This window comes from Streptomyces incanus (assembly GCF_042656345.1).
Classification (GTDB): Bacteria; Actinomycetota; Actinomycetes; order Streptomycetales; family Streptomycetaceae; genus Streptomyces; species Streptomyces incanus.
Genome location: NZ_JBHSPC010000100.1, coordinates 105,592 through 129,194, shown reverse-complemented (window position 1 = coordinate 129,194; position 23,603 = coordinate 105,592). Strand labels below are relative to the sequence as shown.

The following is a 23,603-nucleotide window of genomic DNA, read 5'->3' as shown; positions in this document are numbered from 1 at the left end:
GGCGGAGCCACTCCTGCCGTGGTGCTGGTCGTGATGGTCGCGTCCCTCACGGCGCCGACTGGCCGACGACGACTTCCCTCGCGAGGTGGCCACGTACGAGATGCTGTGGGAGAGCCCGGAGCAACGGTCAGGTCGGCGTCCGTTCCCGCCCACCGGCCGCCTCAGCTCCGCCCGTCCTCACGTATGAGCCCTTCGGTGAGCCGGGCCGGCACCGTATTCCGGTCGCCGTCCCGGTCGAGTTCGCGACGCATTCGGCGGGCGGTCAGGCCGTGGGGGTCCTCGACGGGGAAGCAGGGACGGGACGGCAGTGGTGCCACGGTCGTCCGGCCAGTGACTGCGGGATCACCGAGCGAACCTCAGCGGCCGGCCGCGGTTTCCCCGCCGCCCACAGCGCAGCCAGTACGCCTGCCTCCCACTCTCCCGCGGGCCGACGCTCACCGTCACCCTCCGTCATGACCCCCCTCTCCTCGTCAGGCTGTGCGCAGAACGGCCCTGGCTCACATCCGGTGGTGACGGATCGTGAGTATTGGGCATCCCTGCCTTGCAGAGAGTGCGGCCGGTGCTCCGACCTCGACCCTTTGAAGCGGATGGCAGCGCATCGGGGTCGCTGAGCTTGTCGCGCCGGACTCTCACGGACAGACGCCGGGCCGATCGGTCGGCCCCGGAGAACGACCGCTGTGGTGCGCGGACCTGCGGATTCATGATCGATGACCTATTCGTCGCCGCCGTGACTTCCCGCCACCACCGGATGTGAGCCAGGGCCCGCAGAACAGCAGAAGCGATTCCGCCATCGGGAGCAGGCCCCGCCGCCCTCCGCACCCATGATCGGGGGAGGCCCTCGCGGAGAGAATGCGCGTCGCTTACGCCGACTGCGCGTCGGCAGGGCCGGTGCCGGCGCGGCCGGTCTACGATCGCGCTGTGCCGAGGGTGACCGAAATGCTGAAGCGCCTGGTCATCGGGCGGGCCATGCGCAGTGAGGAGTTGAGCGAGACGCTGCTGCCCAAGCGGCTCGCTCTGCCGATCTTCGCGTCCGACCCGTTGTCCTCCGTGGCCTATGCCACGCAGGAGATCCTGCTGGTCCTCACCCTCGGTGGGCTGGCCTATCTGCACTTCACGCCGTGGATCGGGGCCGCGGTCGTCGCGCTGATGACGGTGGTGGTGCTCTCCTACCGCCAGGTCATCAACGCCTATCCGAGCGGAGGCGGCTCATACACGGTCGTCTCGACCAATCTCGGCCCCTCGGCGGGTCTGGTGGTAGGGGCCTCGCTGCTGGTCGACTACGTGATGACCGTCGCGGTCTCGGTCGCCTCCGGAGTGGACAACATCATCTCGGCGCTGCCGTCGCTGGCCGACTACCGCGTCCTGATGGCGCTGGGCTTCGTGGCCCTGCTGACGGCGATGAACCTGCGGGGCGTGCGCGAGTCCGGCCGGTTGTTCGCCTCCCCCACGTACCTGTTCATCGGCGGAGTGCTGATCATGGTCGGCACGGGGCTGCTCCGCTATGTGCTGGGCGACGCCCCCGTCGCCGAGAGCGCCCGCTACGGCATCACCCCCACCCCCGGCGACACGGACCTGGCGGGGCTGGCTCTGGTCATGCTGGTGCTGCGCGCGTTCTCCAGCGGCTGCACGGCGCTGACGGGCGTGGAGGCGATCTCCAACGGCGTGCCGGCCTTCCGCAAGCCCAAGCCGAAGAACGCCGCGAGCACCCTGGCCGCCATGGGCATCATCGCCGTCGTCATGTTCGTCGGCGTCACCGCCCTCGCGATCGTCGCCAAGGTGCACATCACCGACGACTCCTGCCGGCTCACCGGACTGGCCGACTGCGGCGCGTACACCCAGCGCACCGTCATCGCGCAGCTCGCCGCCGCTGTCTTCGGCGGGAACAACAGCTTCGGGTTCTACTACATCCAGACGGCCACGGCCCTGATCCTGATCCTCGCCGCGAACACCGCCTTCAACGGCTTCCCGCTGCTCTCCTCGATTCTCGCCCAGCACCGCTACCTTCCCCACCAGCTGCACAGCCGCGGCGACCGGCTCGTCTTCTCCAACGGCATCCTCGCCCTGGCCGTCGTCGCCGGACTCCTGCTCTACGGGTTCAAGGCGAACGTCACCAGTCTGATCCACCTCTACATCCTAGGTGTCTTCACCTCCTTCACCCTCTCCCAGACCGGCATGATCCGGCACTGGAACCGCGCACTGCGCACCGAGACCGACCCCGCGTCGCGCCGCCGCCACCAACTGGCCCGCGTCATCAACACCACCGGCGCCGCCGTCACCGGCCTGGTCCTGGTGATCGTGCTGGCCACCAAATTCACCCAGGGTGCCTGGCTGGCCGTCCTCGCGGGGGTCCTGCTGTGGCTGATGATGCGCGGCATCCGCCGTCAGTACGACCGGACCGCCGCGGAACTCGCGGTGACCGACCCGCGCCAGGAGAGCACGCCGCCGTCCCGGGTCTTGGCGATCGTGCTCGTCTCCACCCTCCACAAGCCGACGCTGCGAGCCCTTGCCTACGCTCGCGCCTTCCGGCCCGACAGTCTGGAAGCGGTCACCGTCGCGGTCGACCAGGAGTCACTGGCCGCCCTGCGCAAGCAGTGGGACGACTTCGACATCCAGGTGCCGTTGAAGGTCCTCCGGTCTCCCTACCGCGAGATCACCAGACCGGCGGTGGAGTACGTACGCTCCATCCGCCGCGCCGGCTCCCACGACGTCGTCGCCGTCTTCATCCCCGAATACGTCGTCGGCTACTGGTGGGAGAACTTCCTCCACAACCAGTCCGCCCTCTGGCTCAAGAGCCGTCTGCTCTTCACCCCCGGCGTCACCGTGACCAGTGTCCCCTGGCAGCTGTCCTCCGCCGCCCACGTCAAGCGACCGATCGCCCGCGCCCCCGGTTCCGTCCGCCGCGGCGAGCCCCCCAACACGATCCGACACACCACTGCCCACCCCCCACCGGCCCCACCGGACGCCCCCGGCCCGCACTGACCACACGAGCGAAGCGACCGTCCCCCTGCTCCGCCCTGCGACGGCACTGGATACCCCGCCTCGATTCAGCGCCGGCCCGCGTCGAACCCGCCCTGGAGCAGGCCGAGCACGAGGACGCGGTGAGGCGCCGCTGGGCAGCTCGTACCCGGGAGGGCGGCAGAGGGGGCGGTGAGTGAGAAGGGCCGCGACGGCCGAGCCCGGCTCGCACGGTCGTCCCCGTTTCCCCACAATGGGGCTGTAACCGAGGCAACCCGGCAGGGTGCCGTATCCGAGCAGTCGGACCGCCGACCGGAACGGAGACCGGAACGGAGAAGCGACATGCACCACCGCACGGTCGCAGAACTCATGACCCGGAACGTGGTCCGGGCACCGCGTGACATGCCGTTCAAGGAAATCGTCAGACTGCTGGAGGACAACGACATCACCGCCGTACCGGTGGTGGACGAACTGGACCGGCCCATGGGCGTGGTGTCCGAGGCCGATCTGCTGCGCAAGTCCTCCGCCCAGCCCGACCCGTTCGGACGGACGCCGATCCCGCACCTCGAGGCGTGGGACCGGGCCAAGGCCGAGGGCACCCGTGCCGAGGAACTCATGTCGGCCCCTGCCGTGTGCGCGCGTCCCGAATGGACCATGGTCGAGGCGGCCCGCCTCATGGCGGCGCAGAACGTCAAGCGACTGCCCGTGGTGGACGAGACCGACCGGCTTCAGGGCATCGTCAGCCGGAGCGACCTGCTCCGGATCTTCCTGCGCCGCGACGACGCCATCCACGACGAGATCACCGGAGACGTTCTGCAGCGGACGCTGGGTCCTGCCGCGGAGCGGGTCACAGTCGAGGTGCACGAGGGGAAGGTGACCCTCGACGGGTCCGTCGAGGTCAAGATGATGATCCCCGTCATCGAGCGGCTGTGCCGGAGTGTCGACGGCGTGGTCTCGGTCTCCGAGCACATCGCGTACCGCACGGACGACCCTCGACGCTTCCCCACCGGCGCATAGCCGGCGCCCCGCCCGTGGACCACGTGTCGGCGTGCCGACCGGTCCGGGGGCGGAGCCCCGCCCGTTCCCGCCGGTTCAGTGGAGGATCTTCTCCTTGGCCCGCTGGAACTCGGCGTCGGTGATGTCGCCCCTGGACCGTATCTCGGAGAGTTTGGCGAGTTGCTCCGCCTCGTTCCCGCGCCCCGCGCCGCTGCCCGCCGTCTCACGGATGTAGTCGTCGAACGCCTGCTGCCGGGCCCGGGCGTGTCGCACCTCGCGGCCCCCCATGCCCTTGCCGCGGGCCAGGACGTAGACGAACACGCCGAGGAAGGGCAGCACGACCACGAAGACGAGCCATCCCGTCTTGGCCGCCCCGCCGAGCGTGTCGTCCCGGAAGATGTCTCCGATGATCCGGAAGAGCAGGATGATCCACAGGACCCACAGGAAGATCCACATGGCCGTCCAGAATGCTCCGAGGACCGGGTAGTCGTAGGACAGATTCATGTCACCGCTCCTTCTTCCTCGCTTCCGCCGGGCAGCAGGGGCAGCCCGAAGGCCTCACCGATACCGCGGGCGGCGGTCACCACACGGGCGCTGCCGACGATGGGGGCGATGGCCACGAGGGTGCCCCGGATTCTCTCCGGTGGCACGCCGATGTCATCGGCGGCGCCGACGTTGAGCAGGTACGACGCGGGAGAGGCGCCCATGGCCACCAGCGCCGCGACGCGGGTCAGCAGATACGTCTCCGGGTCCAGACCGGATCGTTCGAACGCGTCGAGCGTCATCTGGACAAGAGTGTCGAACACGGGGGCTTCCGCCTCGCCGGGCGTCGTGCCGGCTCCCTCCGCCCCGATCGTTTCCCCGGCCATCCCCGGGCTCCTTTCCGCCGGTCCACCGTCCGTGGGTGTCCTGCCGTTCAGTCGGTCGTCAACCAGCCCCCGTACCAGCCCGGTCCGGCTGCGCCCCGTGGCTCCGCCGGGTGTGCGAGCGGCCGGGTGTGCGAGCGGCGGGCCGGTGGGTGGTCCGCGCACCAGCGCGGCCGGCGGGAAGAGGCCGTCGGGGGCCCGGGTGACCGGTCGTCCGACCGTTCGCGGGGTGGGGCCGCTTCTGCCCGTTCCCCCGGGGCCGGCGAACCCCGTTCAAGACACGCGTCACGCAGGTCGGGGGCGATTCTCTCCCCGGAAGGGCTTGGTCATGGCAGTCTCCTCGCTGACTCGGGCTCTGCCCCGGTCGCCCTTCCACCATGGGCACGGGCGGCTCGCCCCGCCTCACCCGCCACGGGTGACAGAGCCCTGCCACGTCACCCGGGCCCGGGGCGTTCGACGTCAGCGAACGGTGACGCGCCGCCGTCGGCCGGCCTCGGGGACGGGGACCCCCTCGTGCAGTTCCCGGCCCGTGGCCGTGGTTTCCTCATGCCAGCGGCCGTACCGGTCGGCGAGGACGACCGCCGACACGCCGTGCAGGAGGACGCTCAGGCCGACGGTGACCGCGACCACCCTGCCCAGCAGCCCGATCCCGTGGACGTGCTCCTCCAGGACGAGCAGACCCAGCACGATGGACGCCAGACCCCGTGGCCCGAACCACCCGATGTACGCCACCGTGGGCAGCCGTAGTCCGCTGCCGACGAGCGCGACGGCCACCGGCAGCATCCGTACGACGGTCAGACTGAGCACCGCGTAGCCGACGACCGGCCAGCTCAGCCGCTCAAGCGTCGGACCGAGCAGCACCGCGCCGAAGACGAGCAGGCTGACCGAGGCCAGGAGCCCGCCGAGGTGTTCGGTGAAGTCGGCGGCGCGATCGGGGCCCTCCCCCCGGCCCTCCGCCGGCCCGGTGGCCCCGTACCGGCGCAGGGCGGATCCGAAGGAGAAGCCGGCGACCCAGGCGGCGATGAAGCCGCTCCCGTTCGTGGCGACGCCCAGCGCGTACGACGCCATGGCGACGGCCGGGACGAAGAGCTGCTCCCACTCCCGCGAGATCCACCCCCGTGCCTGCGCCGACCGCAGCAGCCGGCCGCATCCGGCGCCGACCAGGAGGCCCAGCACCGTGCTCAGTACGAGTGCCCGCCAGAACACGCCCGCCACCCCCTCCTGGGCGGCGGACGTCCCCGGAATACCGGCCAGGAAGAGAAGGAAGAACGGCAGCACCATGCCGTCGTTCAGGCCGCTCTCCACGTTGAGCCCCTGGCGTACGAGCGCCGGGACCCGTGGACTGGTCATGGCCGTTTTGCCGAGGGCCGCGTCCGTCGGCGCGAGGACGGCGCCGACCAGTGCGAGCTCCCAGACGGTCAGTCCGGGCAGCAGGGGCCAGGCCAGCAGCCAGCCGGCCGCGATGCTCAACGGCAGTCCGATGCCGAGCAACCGGCCGGGCAGGAAGCCGCCGGACCGCAGGTCCCGTGGACGCACGATCATGGCGTCGGTGAACAGGACCAGGGCGAGGGCGGCTTCGAGCAGGGTGAGGATCTGCCCCACGTCGTGCTTCAGATCGATGACATCCCACACGGCGGGCCCCAGGAGTACCCCGCAGCCGACGAACACCATCGCCGACGACACCGGTGTCGACGCAAGCCGCCGTGAGCACAGTGCGTACGCGGCGGTGACGCCCGCCAGCGCCACACCCGTCCAGGCATCGCTGTTCATGCGCGGCCCTTTCGTCCCTGGGTTCCCAGAGCACCAGCGATCCGCCTCGCGAACCTCACCCGTCACGGGTGATCACCCCGGGCGGACCGCCTCACATGCTCGGAGGCGCAGCACCGGCCGCTGCGGCTCAGGAGGAAGTGAGGAAGCAAACATGACAACGACCACCCACCGCCGCTCGCAGGCAGGCGAGGAGACCGCGGGCGGGCTGGTGACGTTCGCCGGTATCCTGCTGTTCATCGCCGGTCTCCTGGATCTGCTCGGGGCATCATGGCGATCGCCCGGAACGACGTCTACATCTCCGCCCCCAGCCACCTCTTCAAGTCCGACCTGACCCGCTGGGGCTGGATCCAGCTGATCCTCGGCGTGATCGCCACGGGTGTGAGCGTCGGCCTCTTCTCGCGCGCCCGGTGGGCCCGGGTCGTCGGGGCCGGCATCGCGGGACTGCTGCTCATCGCCGACTTCCTGGTCGATCCCGTACCACCCCCCGGGGTCACTCACCCTGATCGCGCTGTACGCCCTCGTCATCCGGGCCCTGTGCGTCGTGCGGGAGTAAGGGCGCGGGGCCCGGCGCGCCGCCCACGGCGAGGGCGTGAGGACGTGCTCGTCGCGCTGCTCGCAGGAGCACAACGGGGACCTGCACTCCTGCGACCACTTCGTCGAGCCGGAACACCTGCTCGGCAACATCGTCGACCACGTTCCCTGCCCCGTCCTGCCGGTGTGGCCTGCCGCGCGTCAGTCGCGTCCCGCCAGGTGGGGTAAGCGGCCCTGTGCTTCGCCCTCCGGTATCCGGCTAGCGATGACCCCTCCGTCGGAAGCGGCGCGCGAAGTGGCTCGATGAGGCGCCGTGAGGGCCCCAGCCGTTCGAAGCACCCACCATGACCTGCGCGTTCCGGTCCGTTGATCGGCTCCACCACCCGGCGGGACGCCACCCGCGCGTCCGGCAAGGGTGGGCTCACGGTGCGGCGGACGGTGAACGACCCGTCGTCGGCCGCCACCTTCCGGGCCGCCGGCCGGTGGCGGCCGCCGGGGACCATCAGGTCGGCGGGCCGGGACTCCTGCCCTTCGAGCGTTTCATGCGGGGGATTCCCGCTCATGAGAGGCGGACGGAGCGGCTGTCGGCAGGCTGAGAACCATGGTGACGCCGCCGCCGGGCGTCTCCCCGGGGACGAGGGTCCCGCCCATCTCCTCGGCCAGCCCGCGGGCGAGGGTGAGGCCGAGCTCGGCTCCCGCGTGGCTCTCCTCGGCGTCCAGGCGCTGGAAGGGGCGCAGGGTCCGTTCGTGGTGGGGCGGGTAGCCCCCCAAGCCATGGTCGATCACCCGGATCTCGACGCGGTCGGCGTGCGAGCCGGCGGTCAGCAGCACCCGCTCCCCGGTCGGACTGTGGTGGCGGGCATTGGTGACCAGGTTGACCAGGATGCGTTCCACGAACGCGGGATCGGCGAGGAGTTCGGGGATGCCGTCGGGGATCCGGATGTCGACATGGTGGTCCGAGGGGCCGAGGCTCTCCAGCGCCCGCGGCACGATGTCCTCGACGGCCAGCGGCTGGGGGGCGGTGCCGAGCGTGCCCGCCTGGAGCCGGCTCACGTCGAGGAGGTTGCCGAGCAGGTGGTCGAGGCGTGCCAGGGAGCCGGTGGCGGTGGCGGTGAGCCGCGCGCGATCGGCCCCGGTCCGCGCACCGTCGGGCTCGGCCAGGCGGTTGACGGCGTCCTTGGCGGCGGCCAGCGGTGTGCGCAGGTCGTGGCTGATGGCGTGCAGCACGGCGGTACGGGCGCGGTCGGCCTCGGCGATCGGGCGCGCCTTTTCGGCCTGTTCCTCCAGACGCTGCTGGCGCAGGGCGACGGCGGCCTGGGCCGCGTACGCCTCCAGTACCCGCCGGGCCGCCGCGGGGAGGGGATGGCCGCGCAGGACCAGCGACAGTCCGTCGCCGACCGGGATGTCGGCATCGCCTTCGTCGGGGGTGGCACACGGCTCGTCGCCCACGCCGGCGGCGATCTGCCATCTGCCGGGGTCGCGTTGGCGGTCGGGGGTCAGGGAGGTGCCGGGTCTGTGTTCGAGCAGGGTGACCGATGTCAGGCCGTACGTCTGGCGGAGTCGTTCCAACAGTGTGTCGAGGGCGCGCTCGCCGCGCAGCACGCTGCCGGCCAGCGTGGACAGAGCCTCGGCGTCGGCGGTGGCGCGGGCGGCGTCGTGGGTGCGGCGGGCGGCGATGTCGACCACCGTGCTGACCGCCACGGCCGCCAGGACGAACGCCACCAGGGCGCCGAGGTGGTCGGCGTCGGCCACGGCGAAGGTGTGGACGGGCGGTGTGAAGTAGTAGTTGAGCAGCAGGAAGCCCGCCATGGCCGCGGCGAGCGCCGGATACAGACCGCCCACCAGCGCCACGCCGATGACAGCGATGAGGAAGGCGAGGAGGTCGCTGGGCATCGACAGACGACCGCGCAGAGCGGCGAGAGTCGGCGTGAGCAGGGGCAGGATCGTGGCGGCGAGGAGGAAGCCGGCCAGGCGGCGGCGCCGCGTCAGCCCTTCGCGGGTCGCGGCGCGCCGTCCCCGTCCGATCTCCTCATGCGTGACCAGGTGGACGTCGATCGTTCCGGATCGCGCGACCGTGGTCACTCCGACGCCGCGCGAGAACAGTTGTCCGACAAGCCCGCGACGTGAGGCGCCGAGGACCAGCTGGGTGGCGTTGACACCGCGGGCGAAGTCCAGCAGCGCCGTGGGGATGTCGTCGCCCATCACCTGGTGGTATGTACCGCCGAGGCTCTCCACGAGAGCCCGCTGGCGGGCCAGGTTCGCCGGTGCGTCGGCGTCGGCCGGCCCGTCGCTGCTGGTCACGTGGACGGCGAGCAGGTCGGCGCCGCGTGTGCGCTCGGCGATCCGGGAGGCCCGGCGGACGAGGGTGTCGCCCTCGGGGCCGCCGGTGAGGGCGACGACGACGCGTTCGCGCGCCTCCCAGGTTCCGGCGATGCCGTGGTCGGCGCGGTAGCGCTCCAGTTGGTCGTCGACCTTGTCGGCCAGCCACAGCAGCGCGAGCTCACGCAGCGCGGTCAGGTTGCCGGCTCGGAAGTAGTGGGTGAGCGCGGCGTCGACCTTCTCCGGCGGGTAGATGTTGCCGTGGGCCATGCGGCGACGCAGGGCCTCGGGGGTGATGTCGACCAGTTCGACCTGTTCGGCCCAGCGCACGACCTCGTCGGGGATGGTTTCGCGCTGGGGAACCCCGGTGATCTGCCGGACCACGTCGTTGACGGACTCCAGGTGCTGGACGTTGACCGTGGAGACCACGGTGATGCCTGCCTCCAGCACCCGCTCCACGTCCTGCCAGCGCTTGTCTTCGGCCGAGCCGGGCACGTTGGTGTGGGCCAGTTCGTCGATCAGTGCCACCTGCGGGTGGCGGGCGATCACCGCGTCGGTGTCGAGCTCGGTGAATGTCGCGCCCCGGTAGTGCATCGTCTTGCGCGGGACGATCTCCAGTCCTTCGAGCAGCGCCTCGGTCCTGGGGCGCCCGTAGGTCTCCACGTAGCCGACGACCACGTCGGTGCCGCGCTCGGCCCGCCGCTGTCCCTCGGCGAGCATGGCGTACGTCTTGCCGACACCGGGGGCGGCGCCGAGGTAGACGCGCAGCTGCCCGCGCTCCATAGCCGGTCCTCCCTCCGCTGGTGCGAGGCCCGTCCCTGACCCCAGTGTCCGCCCCCGGCGGCGCGGCATGCTCAGCGCTGCTCAGGTGGCGTGCCGCGGTCAGGACGTGCCGCCTTGGGGCAGTGTGGCGAGTGCGTGGTTGAGCTCGACGACATTGACGCGTTCCTGGCCGAGGAAGCCCAGGACGCGGCCTTGGACGTGGTCGTCCACCAGCCTGCGGACGGCGGCCGGGTCCATGCCCCGGGCCCTGGCCACGCGGGCGGTCTGGAGGCGCGCGTACGCCGTCGAGATGTGCGGGTCCAGTCCCGAGCCGCTGGCGGTCACCGCATCGGGCGGCACCGATGCCGGGTCCACGTGGTTGAAGCGGGCGATGTCCCTGCGGCGCTGGTGGATCGTGTCGATGAGCCGCCTGTCGTGGGGGCCGAGGTTGGACGCCCCGGAGGCCAGCGGGTTGTAGCCGCCCGACGAGGGGCGCGGTTGGAACCAGCGGGGGTCGGGGCGCGGCTGTTCGTTTGGGCCGTCGGGGTTTGGCTGCGGCAGGTTGAACTCCTGGCCGATGAGGCTGGAGCCGACGGCCTTCCCGTTCTGCTTGATCCGGGAGCCGTCGGCCTGGTCCCCGAAGAGCGCCTGGGCGACTCCGGTCACGGCGAGGGGATAGATCAGCCCGGTGATGGCGGTGAAGACCAGCAGCATGCGCAGCGCCGAGAGGAGGACGCGGGTCCGGATCGGCAGGAAATCGGTCATCGGGAGGTCGCCTTCCCTCGGTTGTCAGTGCAGCCCGGGGATGAGCTGGACGATGAGGTCGATCAGCTTGATCCCGATGAACGGCAGGACCAGACCGCCGAAGCCGTACAGGGAGATGTTGCGGCTGAGCAGCGTTGCCGCCGATGAGGGGCGGTAGCGCACGCCGCGCAGCGCGAGCGGGATCAGCGCGATGATGATCAGCGCGTTGAAGACGATGGCGGAGGTGATGGCGGATTCCGGGCTGTGCAGGCCCATGACGTTGAGCTTGCCCAGGCCCTCGAATTCCGCCGCGAACATCGCCGGGAGGATCGCGAAGTACTTGGCGACGTCGTTGGCGATGGAGAAGGTGGTGAGCGCGCCGCGGGTGATGAGCAGCTGCTTGCCGATCTCCACGATCTCGATCAGCTTGGTGGGATTGGAGTCCAGGTCCACCATGTTCCCGGCCTCCTTGGCGGCCGAGGTGCCGGTGTTCATCGCCACGCCGACGTCCGCCTGGGCGAGGGCCGGGGCGTCGTTGGTGCCGTCACCGGTCATCGCGACCAGCTTGCCGCCCGCCTGCTCCCGCTTGATCAGCGCCATCTTGTCCTCGGGAGTCGCCTCCGCGAGGAAGTCGTCCACCCCGGCCTCCCGGGCGATGGCCTGCGCGGTCTGCGGATTGTCACCGGTGATCATGACCGTCTTGATGCCCATGCGGCGCAGCTCCTCGAACCGCTCCCGCATGCCCTCCTTGACCACGTCCTTGAGGTGGACGACCCCGAGGACCCGGGCCGTGATGCGCCCGCGCTCGGTGACGGTCTCACCGACGACCAGCGGGGTGCCGCCGCCCGCGGCGACCGCGTCCACGATCGGGCCGACCTCGGCCGTCGGGTGGCCGCCGTTGTCCCGTACCCACTTCATCACGGCGGTCGCGGCGCCCTTGCGCAGCCGTCGGGTGCCGTCGCCGTCGCCGGCCAGGTCGACGCCGGACATCCGGGTCTGGGCGGTGAACGGCACGAACGCGGCGTGCGCCAGCTCCCCCTCGGCCCGTGCGCGCAGCTGGTGGCGTTCCTTGGCGAGGACGACGATGGAGCGGCCCTCCGGTGTCTCGTCGGCCAGCGAGGAGAGCTGCGCGGCATCGGCGAGCGCGACGGGCTCCGTACCACCGACCGGGATCAGCTCGGCGGCCTGCCGGTTGCCGAGGGTGACGGTGCCGGTCTTGTCCAGCAGCAGGGTGTTCACGTCGCCCGCGGCCTCGACGGCCCGGCCGCTCACGGCCAGGACGTTGCGCTGGATGAGCCGGTCCATACCCGCGATACCGATCGCCGACAGCAGTGCGCCGATGGTGGTCGGGATCAGCGCGACCACCAGAGCCGCCAGCACCACGACGGGCTGCTCGGCGTGTCCGTAGATCGCCAGCGGCTGGAGGGTGGCGACGGCCAGCAGGAAGACGATCGTCAGCGAGGCGAGGAGGATGTTCAGCGCGATCTCGTTGGGGGTCTTCTGCCGGGCAGCCCCCTCCACCAGGGCGATCATGCGATCGATGAAGGTCTCCCCGGGCCTGGAGGTGATGCGGACGACGATGCGGTCGGAGAGCACCTTGGTGCCGCCGGTGACCGCGGACCGGTCGCCGCCGGACTCGCGGATGACGGGCGCCGACTCCCCCGTGATCGCGGACTCGTCGACGCTCGCGATGCCCTCGACGATGTCGCCGTCGCCGGGGATGATCTGGCCGGCCTCGACGACCACATGGTGACCGACCGTCAGCTCGGCCGCGGGGACGGGCTGTTCTCGGGGGGATGGCTCGCCCGGCCGCCAGTCGGTGAGCTTGCGGGCGGTGGTGGCGGTCCTGGTCCTGCGCAGCGTCTCCGCCTGAGCCTTGCCGCGCCCCTCGGCCACCGCCTCCGCCAGGTTGGCGAAGACGACCGTCAGCCACAGCCAGCCCGCGATCAGCCAGGAGAAGACGGACGGGTCCGCGATCGCCAAGCCGGTGGTGAGGAGCGCTCCGGTCTCCACCACGAACATGACCGGGTTCCGGTACAGCGTCCGCGGATCGAGCTTGCGGCAGGCCACGGGCAGCGACCGCCACAGCAACGCGGGGTCGAGCAGCCCCGCCTGGGTCCGGTGCGTCGCGTGGGGGGCGGTGGAGGCCATCACATCAGCCCCTCCGCGATCGGGCCCAGGGAGAGCGCCGGGAAATAGGTGAGCCCGACGACGATCAGCACCACCCCGGCCAGCAGGACGACGAACTGCGGACGGTGGGTGGGCAAAGTGCCCGCCGTCACCGGTACCGGCTTCTGCCGCGCGAGCGAGCCCGCCAGTGCCAGGACGAACACCATGGGCAGGAACCTGCCCAGCAGCATGGCCAGGCCGAGGGCGGTGTTGTACCAGGTTCCGTCGACGGTAAGGCCGGCGAAGGCGGAGCCGTTGTTGTTGGCGGTGGAGCCGAAGGCGTAGAGCACCTCCGCGTAGCCGTGCTCGCCGGTGTTCAGCATCTTGGCGCGGGCGCCCCTGCTCGCCATGGCCGACGCCGTACCGATCAGCACGAGCGCGGGAGTGGTGAGGATGTACAGCGAGGCGAACGTCATCTCCCGCCTGCCGAGCTTCTTGCCCAGATACTCCGGCGTGCGGCCGACCATGAGCCCGGCCACGAAGACCGCGACGACGGCCAGGATCACGATCCCGTACAGCCCGGAGCCCACACCTCCGGGCGCGATCTCGCCGAGCAGCATGTTGAAGATCAGCAGGCCGCCGCCGCCCGGGGTGTAGGAGTCGTGGGAGGAGTTGACGGCCCCGCAGGAGGTCAGCGTGGTGGAGACGGCGAACAGCGCGGACGCCCAGATACCCAGGCGCTGCTCCTTGCCCTCCATCATCCCGCCGGCGGCGTCGCCGGCCGGGCTGCTGACGCTGTGCAGCTCGTTGGCGGTCACCACGGCGACCGAGGCGGCCCAGATGAGCCCCATCACGGCGAGGAGGGCATAGCCCTGGCGATGGTCGCCGACCATCCTGCCGAAGGTGCGCGGCAGGCTGACCGGGATCACCAGCAGCAGGTAGATCTCGATGAGGTTGGTGAACGCGTTGGGATTCTCGAACGGATGGGCGGAGTTGGCGTTGTAGAAGCCGCCGCCGTTGGTACCCAGCTCCTTGACGGCCTCCTGCGAGGCCACCGGGCCACCCGTCAACGCCTGCGCGTCCCCGGAGAGCGTGGTGATCTCCTGGACGCCGTGGAAGTTCTGGATGACGCCGCCTGCGACCAGGACGAGGGCGAAGACGAAGGAGAGCGGGAGCAGCACCCGCAGGACAACCCTGGTGAGATCCACCCAGAAGCTGCCGACCCGGTCGGTCTGTCTGCGGGTGAACCCGCGGATGAGCGCGGCGGCGACGGCGATCCCCATGGCGGCGGAGACGAAGTTCTGCACGGTCAGCCCCGCCATCTGCACCAGATGGCCCATGGTCGATTCGCCGTAATACCACTGCCAATCGGTGTTGGTGACGAAGGACACCGCGGTGTTGAACGAACCGTCCGGATCCACCGACGCCATCCCGGTCGACAGCGGCAGGTGGTTCTGGAGCCGCATGAAGCCGTACAGGAACAGGACGCTCACGGCGGCGAAGGCCAGCAGGCTGCGCAGATACGCGGGCCAGCTCTGGTCGGCGTCCCCGTCGACTCCACCGAGGCGGTAGACGGCCCGCTCGGCCCGCAGATGGCGGGGGGCGGTGAGGACGTGCGCCATGAAGTCGCCGAGCGGGCGGTACGAGGCGGCGAGGAACGCGAGGAGGAGCAGGACCTGGAGCCAGCCCGCAAGCGTCGTGCTCATCAGAACCTGTCCGGCCTGATCAAGGCGATCACCAGATAGACGATCAGCGCCGCGGCGACCACCAGGCCGACGATGTTCTCGGCGCTCACAGCCGCTCGACTCCGCCGGCGACGAGCAGGAGCACAGCGAAGGCGGCGATCGTGAGGCCGATGAAGGCGAGGTCGGTCATCTGGGGATTCACCTCAGGCACGGGCTGCTGAAAAGCGCGGAGAGCAATGAGCCATGAAGAAGTACCCGTGCGGGGCTGCCTCATCGCACCCCGTCGCCCATCTGGCCCTCGCTGAGGGCCTTCCGGCGGCGCGAACGGGTGACCGGCCGCCCGGTGCCCGCCGCCTCGAGCCAGGGGTGGCCCAGATCGCCGCAGACACCCGGGGCCGCCGGCGGCGCCCGGTCGAGGCGTAGCCGGAAGCAGTCCAGCCGCCGACCGGAGCACCCCTGGCTGCTGGCCGCCGGATGTTTCGGCATCACTCTCATGGCAGGCATCAGCTACCTGCCCGCTGCAGGCCCTGTTCAACACCGCTCCACTGGCCGCGGGTGACTGGGCCGTCCTCGCCGGGCTCGGCGTGCTGCTGCTGGTCGCCGAGGAAATCAGGAAGGCGTGGGTGCGCCGCCGCACGCCCGCAGACCCGAAAGGAGGGACGCGATGAGAGTGATCATCGCCGGCTGCGGACGGGCCGGGTCCCTGCTCGCCGCCCAACTCGCCGCCGAAGGCCATGACGTACGGATCGTGGACCGCGTGGCCAGGACGCGCAGGCTGCTGCCCGCCGGCTTCCCGGGCCGGTTCCACGTGGGCAACGTATACAGCCGCACGGTCCTCGAGGCCGCCGGGGTCGAGCACGCGGACGCGTTCGTCGCCGTCACCTCGGGCGACAACAGCAACATCGTCAGCGCGCGGACGGCCAAGGAGACCTACCGGGTGCCGATCGTCCTCGTCCTCGCCCACGTCTACGCCCCCGCAGCGCCGACATCTGCCGCGAACTCGGCATCCCCACCATCGCCGGCGTCCGCTGGCCGGCCCACGGTCCCCGCTCCGGGGACGCGGCTGCAGCCCGGCGACGAACTCCTCGTCGTCTCCCACGCCGCCACCGAGCAGGAGATCCACGCGGCCTTTCAGTAGACCGGAGACCGGGAACGGCGTTCCGGTTCCAGCTGTGCCCGGCTGCCGGTCAGGGTTGGATTTCGAGGATGTCCGGCACCGGGCGCCGCGGGGTGCTGGGGCCCTTGGGGCCGTATCCCAGGCGCAGCACGATCTGTATGTGCCCTGTCCCGGACACGGGGTCGCGCAGCGGCCAGCGCAGGTCGCTCCACTCGAGGGCCTGGGTGGCGAAGGAGCTGGACAGTCCCTCGACGGTGGCCAGCAGCAGGACCCGTTCCATGGCCTGGCCGGCGCGCAGCCAGTCCTCCGGGCGGTCGTGGGCGGTGCTGAGGACGGCCAGCTGGGGGTTCCGTTCGAACTCGGCGGTGCCGCGGCCGGGCACCGGCCTGTTGCCGGCGAAGTCGCGCATGGGCGCCCTGCCGCCGCGTTTGCGCGGCCCGAAGGCGTAGCCGGGCACTCCATCGGAGGCGGTGTTCACCGACGGAGCATCGATACGGGTCCACTCCGCCAAGTCCTGGCCGCTGCCCCGGTCCGTGAGATTGCGTGCCTCGGCCTCCTCCAGCAGTTCCAGCACCTGTTGAAGGTGCCAGGAGGACGGGAAGGTCAGCATCGCCCCCTCACCGCGGGCGGCGTCGGCCAGGGCCGTGCGCACCTCCTGCGGGATCTCCGTCTCCTCGAACGGGAAACGGCTGCTGTGCCGCTGGTGGATCGCCGGATACAGCGCCGCGAGATCGCTCTCACCGCTCCCGAGACCGGTCGGCTGTACGGAGGCGAGCAGCACCGGGTCGGTCGGGTCGGGCAGCAGCCGGGCTGCCGGGTGCCATCCCTCGTGGACCAGCGCGACCCGCAGATTCAGCAGGGCGGCGCCGCCGCCGAGGTGCAGGGCGCGATGGTCCGGGTCGGCGTGCGGCAGGACGCGGTCGAGATCCGCGCGCACATGGAAGGCGCGGCTGCCCCGGAAGTAGCGGAAGCGCCACGGCTGTGCGTTGTGCATGGACGGGGCGGCGGCTGCGTCGTACACGAGGGCCGTCACGCGATCGTCCGGCAGTGCCTGCTGGTTCACAGGGGGCTCCTTTCGTGGGGGCGGCGGAGCACGGTGAGCACGAGCCGTGGCCGCTCACCGATCGGCCGGAGTGATGCGGCGTCCCGTCAGGCGCGTGGGCCGGATCGACACCCACATCTCGCGCCCGTCCCCGGCCCACGGTGTGGTGTGGGCGCGTTCGGCCAGGTGTCGCACCTCGTCGGGCTCCGTGACAACCCGTGCGGGGCCGACGGCGAGCACGCTCCAGCCCCGGCTCATGGCCTCGTCCACATGATCGACCTCGAACGCGGCATTCGATCCCACGGCCGCCGCGGTCACGGAGTCGGGCGCGGTCCGGAAGGCGATTGCGTCGTCGACGACCTCGTAGTTGACCGGGATCACCACCGGCCCCTCGGACGTCGTCACCGCGACCCGCCCGACCCCGTGCGTGGACAGCAGAGCGCGGCATTCCTCCGGTCCGAGGTTTTGAAGCCCGGGGTGCAGGAGCGCCATGCCCTGGCCGGGCGGCAGGTCGATGCCACTCCCGCGCAGCGCTCGGACGCTGGTGCCCAGCGCCGCGGCCAGCCCGATGAGAGTCGCCGGGCCGGGGTCGCCAGGGCGTTCTTCGAGGTGGGCGAGGTAGTCCGGCGCCATCCTGGCGCGGCGGGCCGTCTCTTCCCGGGACAGGCCACGTCGTCGGCGTTCGGTGGCCACCCGTCGGCCGATGTCGCCCGGTCCGGGCGCGCCGGCCCGGGCATCGGTCTCGGGCTCGTGTCCGAGATGCTTGACACGGGCGTCGGGGCCGGGGAACACGAGCGTCACCTCGTGCGTGTCCGACCAGCGCACGTCGTACGGAGGTGTGCCGTCCTCGTGGTGGAGCCCGATGATCTCGCCGTCGCGCCTGGCGGCGCCGGTCGCCGGACTCTCGATGACAAGTCGATCGCCGAGGTGAGCTCGCATGATCGCCGCCCTTCCCTCAAGGTGCCGATGAACGCGACCGGCCCCCTGGCACGCCCTTCACGAAAGACCGCCAGGAGGCGGAGGAGGCGGGCACCGGCCTGTCGTGGCCGCACGGACCGCGACGGCCGGCCCCGCCACCCTCAGCCCGTGATGGCGATGCGGTGCGGCTTGGCCTTCCGGGCCTTCGGGACGCGCACCGTGAGGACTCCGTTGGCCAACTCCGCGGTGATGTGTTCGGGGTCGGCGTTCGGAGGCAGACTCGTGCGGTAGTCGAACTCCCCGATGTGCCGGGTCTGCCGACGGAGCACACCCGTGCGTTCCTTCTCCTTGATCTCGCCGTGGACATCGAGCTCGCCGTCTCCGATCTCCACGCTGATCTGGTCCTTGTCCACGCCGGGGAGTTCCAGCTCCATCAGGTAGGCGTCCTCGGTGTCCTCCACGGCGGCCGGCGGCGCCCACGCCTCGGCCTCGGGGAAACCGCCGCCGGGGAAGGGGAAGGTGGCGTGCGCGAGCTGATCCATCCGGGTGCGCAGCTCCTCGAGTTCCCGGAAGGGGCCCCACCCGGAGAGCGAGTCCCTGCCGCGGTGTGCTGGAAGCGTCATCGGTCATCCTCCTTGGTCTCCGGTCCACAGGGCATCCGGCCGCAGTGGCGGATCCGCTGCCCACGAGGCCGGGTACCCGGGCGGGCGTCGGACCCACAAGGCGACCCCGGCCGAAGCGCGGAGCGCGGTCACATCGACCACCCGGCGGCCGGACGGGGGCCCGGCCCGGTCGCACCCGTGCCTTCGACGTCGCGCTCGGCGATGTCCACCAGTTGCCGGCCCAGATCCTGCATGGCCCTGCCCGCCGCCAGCTCGTCACCGATCTCCGGCACTTCGGTGTCCACCGGATTTCGGCGTGCGGTCCCGTGGCCGGTGAGCACCGTGGTCCCGGTGTCGATCACCGCGCGGGCCTTCGTCGTTCCCCCGTCCTCGAAGAGATGGAGGCGAACCTTCCATTCCACGGTGTGCGACATCGTTCTCCTCCTCGGCTCGGGACGGACCGGTACGGCCCGGAGGTGGTTCGTCCGGGCATTCCGTGCCGTGCGGCGGGTGCGCCCGTCTGCTCCGCGACACGGCGCCGGACACGGTCGGCGAGGGCGCTCAGCCTCTTGGAGGGCGTCGGCCGGGGCGGTAGGGGGCCCGGATCCGCCGGGCGGCCGGCGGCAGTGCGGCCAGGTCGGCGGCGAACCTCTCCCGGCACTCGTCGAGCGCGGACCTCTCGCCGGTGCGCTGTCCGTGCCGCATCGCCGTCTCCAGCAGAGGCGTGCCGTCGCGGGGTGGCCGCTCGTCGGCGAGACCGGTCACGTCGGCACAGCCGGGACGACGGAACACCTGCTGCCGCCCGGGCGCCGTCACCTTCGCCGACGACAGCTTCATGACCGGCCGCCCCTCGTACTCCACCATTTCGTAGGCCGAGTCCGGATACGGTGCGTCGGCCGAAACCCCGACGCGGGTGCCGACCGCGTAGACGCCGATCGGCGCTCCGGAGCGGACCAGGTCGTCCACGGCGTACCCGTCGAGACCGCCGCTGACGGTGATCCGTACGTCCGGCGGGCCCGCCTCGTCGAGGACGGCCCGGGCCCGCACCGTAGGCAGCGACGACGCGTACGCTGTCCTGCCTGCGACGAGTCCTGCCACGGGCAGTCCGACGACGCGGACGATCACCAGCACGCGACGCAACCAGAACTCGACCCGGTCCGACGTGCGGATCAGGGGGTTTCGCCCCTGGGGCCCCTCATTCTCGCGCGGTGGCGGCGGACCGGACGCATACGGTGAACTTCGGGTACTCATCGTCGGGCCTCCAGCAGATCGCTGGTCGCTTCACTTCCCACCGTCGAACGGCGGCAGGCCTCGGTCACTGGGCCGAAGGTCCCTGGTGGGCGGTCCTTCGTACCTTGGGGACCGACCCCCGGCACGGTTCCCGTCGGCGCACGGTCAATTCTGCGGTACGACCACGACCGGACACGGTGCGTGATGCAGCAACGCGTGGTTGATCAGGCCGAGTTGCAGGCCGGGGCGGCCTTGCCGTCCACCGGCGCCGACGACGAGCAGATCCGCCTCCGCCGCGGCCTCCAACAGCGCCCGCCGCGCCGGCCCCTCGACCACCCGGCGCATCACGGTGGTGTCCGGGTACTGCTTGGCAGGGCCGCGCAGAGCGTCGTCGAGCACTTGTGCCGGCGGGCGACGGTGCGTCTCGAGGGCGTACCACGACCCGGGCAGAGGTTCCGAGAGTGCGCCGATCGGCGCACTCCAGGCGTGGACCGCCACCAGTTCGCAACGCCGTACGCGAGCCTCGCGGAGGGCGAACTCCACGGCCGCGTCGCTTCCCTCTCCGTCCTCGACCCCCACGACGACCCTCCCGAACCGGGCGGCCCGGTGCTCCTGGGAGCCGCGCACGACGATGACCGGGCAGTCCGCCCGCGCCGCCACGGCGAGGCTGACCGACCCCAGGAGCAGCCCGGTGAGCTCTCCGAGTCCCCTGGACCCGAGCACCAGCGCGAAGGCCTTGTGTCCCTCGCCGACCAGGGCGGAGGCGGCATCGTCGCGCAGCACCTCGCTCGACAGCCGCACGCCGCGGGCGCCCCCTCGGGCCCGTTCCGAGGCGGCGGTGATCAGGCCGGACGCGTCCTGGCCGGGCGCCGCCGCGTGCGTCAGGCGGAGCGGCACCCCGTGCCGGGCCGCCTCATCGACGGCCCAGTCCACCGCCTCCAGGCTCGCCTCGGACCCGTCGACCCCGGCCACCAGGGGAATCAACACAGCCTCACCTTCTCCCTTGCCGGACTCCCCCTTCGAGCCCCGGCCCGCACCGGGTCCGCGTGCGCCGCAGAAGAGTTTGCGGTAACTCTCGAATGAGTGGCGGGCACCGCATGGCGTGCCGCGCGTCCGGAGGGGCGAATCCGGTCATCACCATCCCAGTTTCTTACGAGACGGAGGCAGGCGCCATGGAGCCAGTGATCACCGTCGGCCTCGACGGCTCACCCGAGAGTCTTTCCGCCGCCCGTTGGGCCGCGGACGAGGCCGAGCGCCGCAAGCTCACCCTGCGTCTGCTGCACGCGTGGCCCATGCTCGCGCCGGAACCCACCGAGGTGCCCTCCGAAATCGACCAGAACTACTGGGCGAACCGGCTGGTGCACAACGCACGGGGGGGAACTCCAGAGGCGCCACCCCGGTCTCGCCGTCGTCGGAAACCTGGTCGCCGACGACGCCCGGGACGCACTGCTGCACGCGGCGTCGGAGTCCGAGATGGCCGTGCTCGGGTCGCGGGGGCTGGAACTCGTCGAGAGCTACTTCCTCGGCGACATCAGCATGTCCGTCGTGGCACGGGCCGAGCGGCCGGTCGTCCTGGTCCGTGCCGAATCCCGCGCGGAAGCACCACCGGCCGCACCCGGGGGGACAGGCGATGTCGTGGTCGCGCTGAAGCTGCACGGCCCCTGCGACGACCTGCTCGGGTTCGCGTTCGCCGCGGCCTCGGCGCGGAATGCGCCGCTGCGGGTCGTCCACGGCCGGAACCTGCCCGTCCACGCCCACGTTCCCCGGGGGGTGGACCACGACGTCGCCGAAGGGATCACGCAGGACGTGAGGAAGCAGCTGGACCAGGTCCTTCACCCCTGGCTCGAGAAGTACCCGCGAGTGGAGGTGGCCGACACCATCGGGCTGGAAAGCCCCGCCAGGGCGGTCCTGCGGTCCGCCGGGAGCGCCGGGCTGCTGGTCGTCGGCCGGCGCCGGCACCGCCGCATTCCGGCACCTCCCCTGGGCCCCGTCGCCCAGGCCGCCATCCATCACGCACGCTGCCCCGTCGCCGTCGTCCCCCATGACTGAGCCGACCGAGCCGGATGACCCGAGGGAAACGATGACCGCCGTACACCGGACCGACGCGTCCGTACTCCGTCCGGGCCCCGGTCCCGACGGTGCGACGTTTCCGCGCGCGGAGCTGCACGAGACGCACACCGCGATCGTGCTCCTCTTCGGCGATCACGCCTACAAGATCAAGAAACCGGTCGATCTGAGGTTCCTGGACTACACCACGGTGGCGGCCCGCCGGGCCGCCTGCGAACAGGAGCTCGCCCTCAACCGCCGCTTCGCCGCGGACGTCTACCTGGGCCTGGGAGAGATCCGGCTGCCGCATACGGACGCGGCCGAACCACTCGTCGTGATGCGCCGCATGCCGGCGGACCGCCGCCTGTCCCGTCTGGTACGAGAGGGAGTCGCCGTCGACGACGTCCTGCGGGCCGTGGCCCGGCAGCTCGCCGCCCGCCACGCGGACGCGCGCCGCAGCCCGGAAGTGGACGTCCAGGGAACCCGCGACGCTCTGGCATCGAGGTGGGAAGCGAGTTTCGCGCAGGTCCGTGCCCTGGCCGACGACATCCCCCTGCCCGACGGCCTTGACGAGGTCGAGCGGCTGGTGCGCCGCTATCTCGTCGGACGCGAGCGCCTGTTCGACACGCGCGTCCGGGAAGGACGGATCGTCGACGGTCACGGCGACCTGCTGGCCGAGGACGTCTTCTGCCTCGACGACGGCCCCCGCATCCTGGACTGCCTGGAGTTCGACGACCGCCTCCGCTTCGTCGACGGCCTCGACGACGCCGCCTTCCTCGCCATGGACCTGGAACAGCTCGGCGCCCCGGAATCCGCCGCCTGCCTCCTCGCCCGGTACAGCGAGTACTCCGGCGACCCCGCGCCCCCTTCTCTGTGGCACCACTACGTGGCCTACCGTGCGTTCGTCCGCGCCAAGGTCTCTCTGATCCAGTCACGTCAAGGCGCGCCCGGTGCCGAGGCGGCGTCCCGGCGGCTTGTCACGGCGACGCTGCGACACCTTCGCACCTCCGCCGTCGGTCTGACACTGGTGGGCGGGCTCCCGGGCAGCGGGAAATCCACGCTCGCCGGGGCCCTGGCCGACCGCCTGGGGGTGACCCTGCTCAGCAGCGACCGCCTCCGCAAGGAGCTGGCCGGCATCCCGGCGGAGCAGCCCGCGGCGGCCGGCTACGGCGAAGGCCTGTACACACCGGAGTGGACCGCCAGGACCTACGCCGCCCTGCTCGACCGTGCGTCCGCCCTGCTGTCCTCGGGAGAATCCGTCGTCCTCGACGCCACCTGGTCCGACGCGGGACAACGCGAAGCGGCCCTGCGCACGGCCGAACGCACCAGTGCCGACCTGGTGGCCCTGCACTGCCAGGTCCCCGGCGACGTGTCGGCGGCGCGCCTCACCTCTCGCGCCCCAGGAGCATCGGCATCCGATGCCGACCTCGCCGTCGCCACCGCCATGGCGGCCGAGGAGCCACCGTGGCCCGAGGCCGTCACGGTCGACACCAGCGGCTCCCTGGAGGCCGCGGCCGTCCATGCGCTGGCAGCCCTGCGCCCGTGGGGCACCGGCCAGGCCCCCGTCTTCCGCCGCCCCTGCACGCGGTCGGACTGACGGCCCCGGGGCGGTGCGGGCATTCCGTGTTGCCAGGGAGCCTTTCCAGGGCGGCGGTGGAGATGAGACGGCGAAGGAGGGAGCCCCCCGTGCGAGGGCTCGTCCACCACGGTCCTGCACAGACCTCCTGGGACACGGTGCCGGATCCCGCGATCGAGGCCGACACCGACGCGGTCGTACGCGTCGACGCGACCACCGTCCGCGGAAGCGACCCGCACATTCGGCGGGGGACCCCGCCGAGGTGAAGCCGGGGGCGGTCCTCGGCCACGAGGCCGTCGGCGAAGTGGTGGAAGTCGGCGGCGGGGTGCACTCCG

19 protein-coding genes and 3 pseudogenes are annotated in these 23,603 nt (G+C 71.5%); 7 read left to right on the top strand and 15 right to left on the bottom strand.

What is annotated here, in order from left to right; genetic code table 11:
• Nucleotides 1-936: 936 nt before the first annotated feature.
• Both ACFP2V_RS29300 and ACFP2V_RS29295 read left to right on the top strand, forming a co-directional pair.
• A complete protein-coding gene (locus tag ACFP2V_RS29300; protein ID WP_381218358.1) occupies nucleotides 937-2,979 on the top strand; it encodes an APC family permease in 2,043 nt (680 codons plus the stop codon).
• Nucleotides 2,980-3,297: 318 nt separating this feature from the next.
• On the top strand, nucleotides 3,298-3,972 hold the full coding sequence (locus tag ACFP2V_RS29295; protein ID WP_381218305.1) for a CBS domain-containing protein: 675 nt from the start codon (nucleotides 3,298-3,300) through the stop codon (nucleotides 3,970-3,972).
• A gap of 75 nt (nucleotides 3,973-4,047) precedes the next feature.
• Here the strand turns inward: ACFP2V_RS29295 and ACFP2V_RS29290 are convergent, their stop codons facing one another.
• The 3 genes from ACFP2V_RS29290 to ACFP2V_RS29280 all read right to left on the bottom strand — a co-directional run bounded on the left by ACFP2V_RS29290 (nucleotide 4,048) and on the right by ACFP2V_RS29280 (nucleotide 6,587).
• Entirely contained in the window at nucleotides 4,048-4,455 is a 408-nt protein-coding gene (locus ACFP2V_RS29290) for an SHOCT domain-containing protein (protein ID WP_381218304.1), read from the bottom strand.
• Nucleotides 4,452-4,820 carry a carboxymuconolactone decarboxylase family protein gene (locus tag ACFP2V_RS29285; protein ID WP_381218303.1) on the bottom strand — a complete coding sequence of 123 codons (369 nt, stop codon included), beginning with the start codon at nucleotides 4,818-4,820 and terminating at the stop codon, nucleotides 4,452-4,454. The genes ACFP2V_RS29290 and ACFP2V_RS29285 overlap by 4 nt, the downstream gene beginning before the upstream one ends.
• A 456-nt stretch (nucleotides 4,821-5,276) precedes the next feature.
• Nucleotides 5,277-6,587: a cation:proton antiporter gene (locus tag ACFP2V_RS29280; protein WP_381218302.1), complete on the bottom strand. Its 1,311-nt coding sequence runs from the start codon at nucleotides 6,585-6,587 to the stop codon at nucleotides 5,277-5,279.
• Between the two features lie 267 nt (nucleotides 6,588-6,854).
• On the opposite strand from ACFP2V_RS29280, the gene ACFP2V_RS38745 reads away from it, so the two are divergent.
• On the top strand, nucleotides 6,855-7,346 hold the full coding sequence (locus ACFP2V_RS38745) for a DUF7144 family membrane protein (protein WP_461091035.1): 492 nt from the start codon (nucleotides 6,855-6,857) through the stop codon (nucleotides 7,344-7,346).
• A 312-nt stretch (nucleotides 7,347-7,658) separates the two neighbouring features.
• Here the strand turns inward: ACFP2V_RS38745 and ACFP2V_RS29270 are convergent, their stop codons facing one another.
• The 6 genes from ACFP2V_RS29270 to ACFP2V_RS29245 all read right to left on the bottom strand — a co-directional run bounded on the left by ACFP2V_RS29270 (nucleotide 7,659) and on the right by ACFP2V_RS29245 (nucleotide 15,223).
• Nucleotides 7,659-10,220 (bottom strand): sensor histidine kinase, encoded by a 2,562-nt coding sequence (locus ACFP2V_RS29270; protein ID WP_381218300.1) that lies wholly within the window; start codon nucleotides 10,218-10,220, stop codon nucleotides 7,659-7,661.
• A 99-nt stretch (nucleotides 10,221-10,319) separates the two neighbouring features.
• A complete protein-coding gene (gene kdpC, locus ACFP2V_RS29265; RefSeq protein ID WP_381218299.1) occupies nucleotides 10,320-10,964 on the bottom strand; it encodes a potassium-transporting ATPase subunit KdpC in 645 nt (214 codons plus the stop codon).
• Between the two features lie 24 nt (nucleotides 10,965-10,988).
• Nucleotides 10,989-13,094 carry a potassium-transporting ATPase subunit KdpB gene (gene kdpB, locus ACFP2V_RS29260; protein ID WP_381218298.1) on the bottom strand — a complete coding sequence of 702 codons (2,106 nt, stop codon included), beginning with the start codon at nucleotides 13,092-13,094 and terminating at the stop codon, nucleotides 10,989-10,991.
• Nucleotides 13,094-14,758 carry a potassium-transporting ATPase subunit KdpA gene (gene kdpA / locus ACFP2V_RS29255; RefSeq protein ID WP_381218297.1) on the bottom strand — a complete coding sequence of 555 codons (1,665 nt, stop codon included), beginning with the start codon at nucleotides 14,756-14,758 and terminating at the stop codon, nucleotides 13,094-13,096. The genes kdpB and kdpA overlap by 1 nt, the downstream gene beginning before the upstream one ends.
• Complete coding sequence (gene kdpF, locus ACFP2V_RS29250) at nucleotides 14,758-14,847, bottom strand: K(+)-transporting ATPase subunit F (RefSeq protein WP_381218296.1); 90 nt, start codon at nucleotides 14,845-14,847, stop codon at nucleotides 14,758-14,760. The genes kdpA and kdpF overlap by 1 nt, the downstream gene beginning before the upstream one ends.
• Before the next feature lie 160 nt (nucleotides 14,848-15,007).
• On the bottom strand, nucleotides 15,008-15,223 hold the full coding sequence (locus tag ACFP2V_RS29245; RefSeq protein ID WP_381218295.1) for a hypothetical protein: 216 nt from the start codon (nucleotides 15,221-15,223) through the stop codon (nucleotides 15,008-15,010).
• Nucleotides 15,224-15,401: 178 nt separating this feature from the next.
• Between ACFP2V_RS29245 and ACFP2V_RS38740 the strand changes: the two genes are divergently transcribed.
• Nucleotides 15,402-15,875 carry an NAD-binding protein gene (locus ACFP2V_RS38740; protein ID WP_461091031.1) on the top strand — a complete coding sequence of 158 codons (474 nt, stop codon included), beginning with the start codon at nucleotides 15,402-15,404 and terminating at the stop codon, nucleotides 15,873-15,875.
• 49 nt (nucleotides 15,876-15,924) lie between these two features.
• On the opposite strand, the gene ACFP2V_RS29235 is transcribed toward ACFP2V_RS38740, so the two are convergent.
• The 6 genes and pseudogenes from ACFP2V_RS29235 to ACFP2V_RS29210 all read right to left on the bottom strand — a co-directional run bounded on the left by ACFP2V_RS29235 (nucleotide 15,925) and on the right by ACFP2V_RS29210 (nucleotide 20,633).
• Nucleotides 15,925-16,917, bottom strand: a complete 993-nt coding sequence (locus ACFP2V_RS29235) for an Acg family FMN-binding oxidoreductase (protein ID WP_381218294.1) — start codon at nucleotides 16,915-16,917, stop codon at nucleotides 15,925-15,927.
• Between the two features lie 54 nt (nucleotides 16,918-16,971).
• Nucleotides 16,972-17,835 (bottom strand): pyridoxamine 5'-phosphate oxidase family protein, encoded by an 864-nt coding sequence (locus ACFP2V_RS29230; RefSeq protein WP_381218293.1) that lies wholly within the window; start codon nucleotides 17,833-17,835, stop codon nucleotides 16,972-16,974.
• Between the two features lie 140 nt (nucleotides 17,836-17,975).
• Nucleotides 17,976-18,437, bottom strand: coding sequence for an Hsp20/alpha crystallin family protein (locus ACFP2V_RS29225; RefSeq protein WP_381218292.1), 462 nt, complete (start codon nucleotides 18,435-18,437; stop codon nucleotides 17,976-17,978).
• A 128-nt stretch (nucleotides 18,438-18,565) separates the two neighbouring features.
• Nucleotides 18,566-18,850 carry a DUF1876 domain-containing protein gene (locus ACFP2V_RS29220; RefSeq protein ID WP_381218291.1) on the bottom strand — a complete coding sequence of 95 codons (285 nt, stop codon included), beginning with the start codon at nucleotides 18,848-18,850 and terminating at the stop codon, nucleotides 18,566-18,568.
• A 53-nt stretch (nucleotides 18,851-18,903) separates the two neighbouring features.
• Nucleotides 18,904-19,463, bottom strand: a pseudogene (locus tag ACFP2V_RS29215) (nicotinate phosphoribosyltransferase); the annotation flags it as partial.
• A gap of 348 nt (nucleotides 19,464-19,811) precedes the next feature.
• Complete coding sequence (locus ACFP2V_RS29210; protein ID WP_381218290.1) at nucleotides 19,812-20,633, bottom strand: universal stress protein; 822 nt, start codon at nucleotides 20,631-20,633, stop codon at nucleotides 19,812-19,814.
• A 185-nt stretch (nucleotides 20,634-20,818) separates the two neighbouring features.
• Here ACFP2V_RS29210 and ACFP2V_RS29205 point away from each other — a divergent pair.
• The 3 genes and pseudogenes from ACFP2V_RS29205 to ACFP2V_RS29195 form a co-directional block, all read left to right on the top strand.
• Nucleotides 20,819-21,695, top strand: a pseudogene (locus ACFP2V_RS29205) (universal stress protein).
• Between the two features lie 112 nt (nucleotides 21,696-21,807).
• Complete coding sequence (locus ACFP2V_RS29200) at nucleotides 21,808-23,289, top strand: bifunctional aminoglycoside phosphotransferase/ATP-binding protein (protein WP_381218357.1); 1,482 nt, start codon at nucleotides 21,808-21,810, stop codon at nucleotides 23,287-23,289.
• Nucleotides 23,290-23,378: 89 nt separating this feature from the next.
• Nucleotides 23,379-23,599 (top strand): annotated as a pseudogene (locus ACFP2V_RS29195) (alcohol dehydrogenase catalytic domain-containing protein); the annotation flags it as partial.
• Nucleotides 23,600-23,603: the final 4 nt, after the last annotated feature.

Bases quoted from the DNA above. Each gene is read 5' to 3' on its own strand.
- ACFP2V_RS29300 (WP_381218358.1), top strand. From the start codon at position 937: ATGCTGAAGCGCCTGGTCATCGGGCGGGCCATGCGCAGTGAGGAGTTG.
- ACFP2V_RS29295 (WP_381218305.1), top strand. From the start codon at position 3,298: ATGCACCACCGCACGGTCGCAGAACTCATGACCCGGAACGTGGTCCGG.
- ACFP2V_RS29290 (WP_381218304.1), bottom strand. From the start codon at position 4,455: ATGAATCTGTCCTACGACTACCCGGTCCTCGGAGCATTCTGGACGGCC.
- ACFP2V_RS29285 (WP_381218303.1), bottom strand. From the start codon at position 4,820: ATGGCCGGGGAAACGATCGGGGCGGAGGGAGCCGGCACGACGCCCGGC.
- ACFP2V_RS29280 (WP_381218302.1), bottom strand. From the start codon at position 6,587: ATGAACAGCGATGCCTGGACGGGTGTGGCGCTGGCGGGCGTCACCGCC.
- ACFP2V_RS38745 (WP_461091035.1), top strand. From the start codon at position 6,855: ATGGCGATCGCCCGGAACGACGTCTACATCTCCGCCCCCAGCCACCTC.
- ACFP2V_RS29270 (WP_381218300.1), bottom strand. From the start codon at position 10,220: ATGGAGCGCGGGCAGCTGCGCGTCTACCTCGGCGCCGCCCCCGGTGTC.
- kdpC (WP_381218299.1), bottom strand. From the start codon at position 10,964: ATGACCGATTTCCTGCCGATCCGGACCCGCGTCCTCCTCTCGGCGCTG.
- kdpB (WP_381218298.1), bottom strand. From the start codon at position 13,094: ATGGCCTCCACCGCCCCCCACGCGACGCACCGGACCCAGGCGGGGCTG.
- kdpA (WP_381218297.1), bottom strand. From the start codon at position 14,758: ATGAGCACGACGCTTGCGGGCTGGCTCCAGGTCCTGCTCCTCCTCGCG.
- ACFP2V_RS29245 (WP_381218295.1), bottom strand. From the start codon at position 15,223: ATGCCGAAACATCCGGCGGCCAGCAGCCAGGGGTGCTCCGGTCGGCGG.
- ACFP2V_RS38740 (WP_461091031.1), top strand. From the start codon at position 15,402: ATGAGAGTGATCATCGCCGGCTGCGGACGGGCCGGGTCCCTGCTCGCC.
- ACFP2V_RS29230 (WP_381218293.1), bottom strand. From the start codon at position 17,835: ATGCGAGCTCACCTCGGCGATCGACTTGTCATCGAGAGTCCGGCGACC.
- ACFP2V_RS29225 (WP_381218292.1), bottom strand. From the start codon at position 18,437: ATGACGCTTCCAGCACACCGCGGCAGGGACTCGCTCTCCGGGTGGGGC.
- ACFP2V_RS29220 (WP_381218291.1), bottom strand. From the start codon at position 18,850: ATGTCGCACACCGTGGAATGGAAGGTTCGCCTCCATCTCTTCGAGGAC.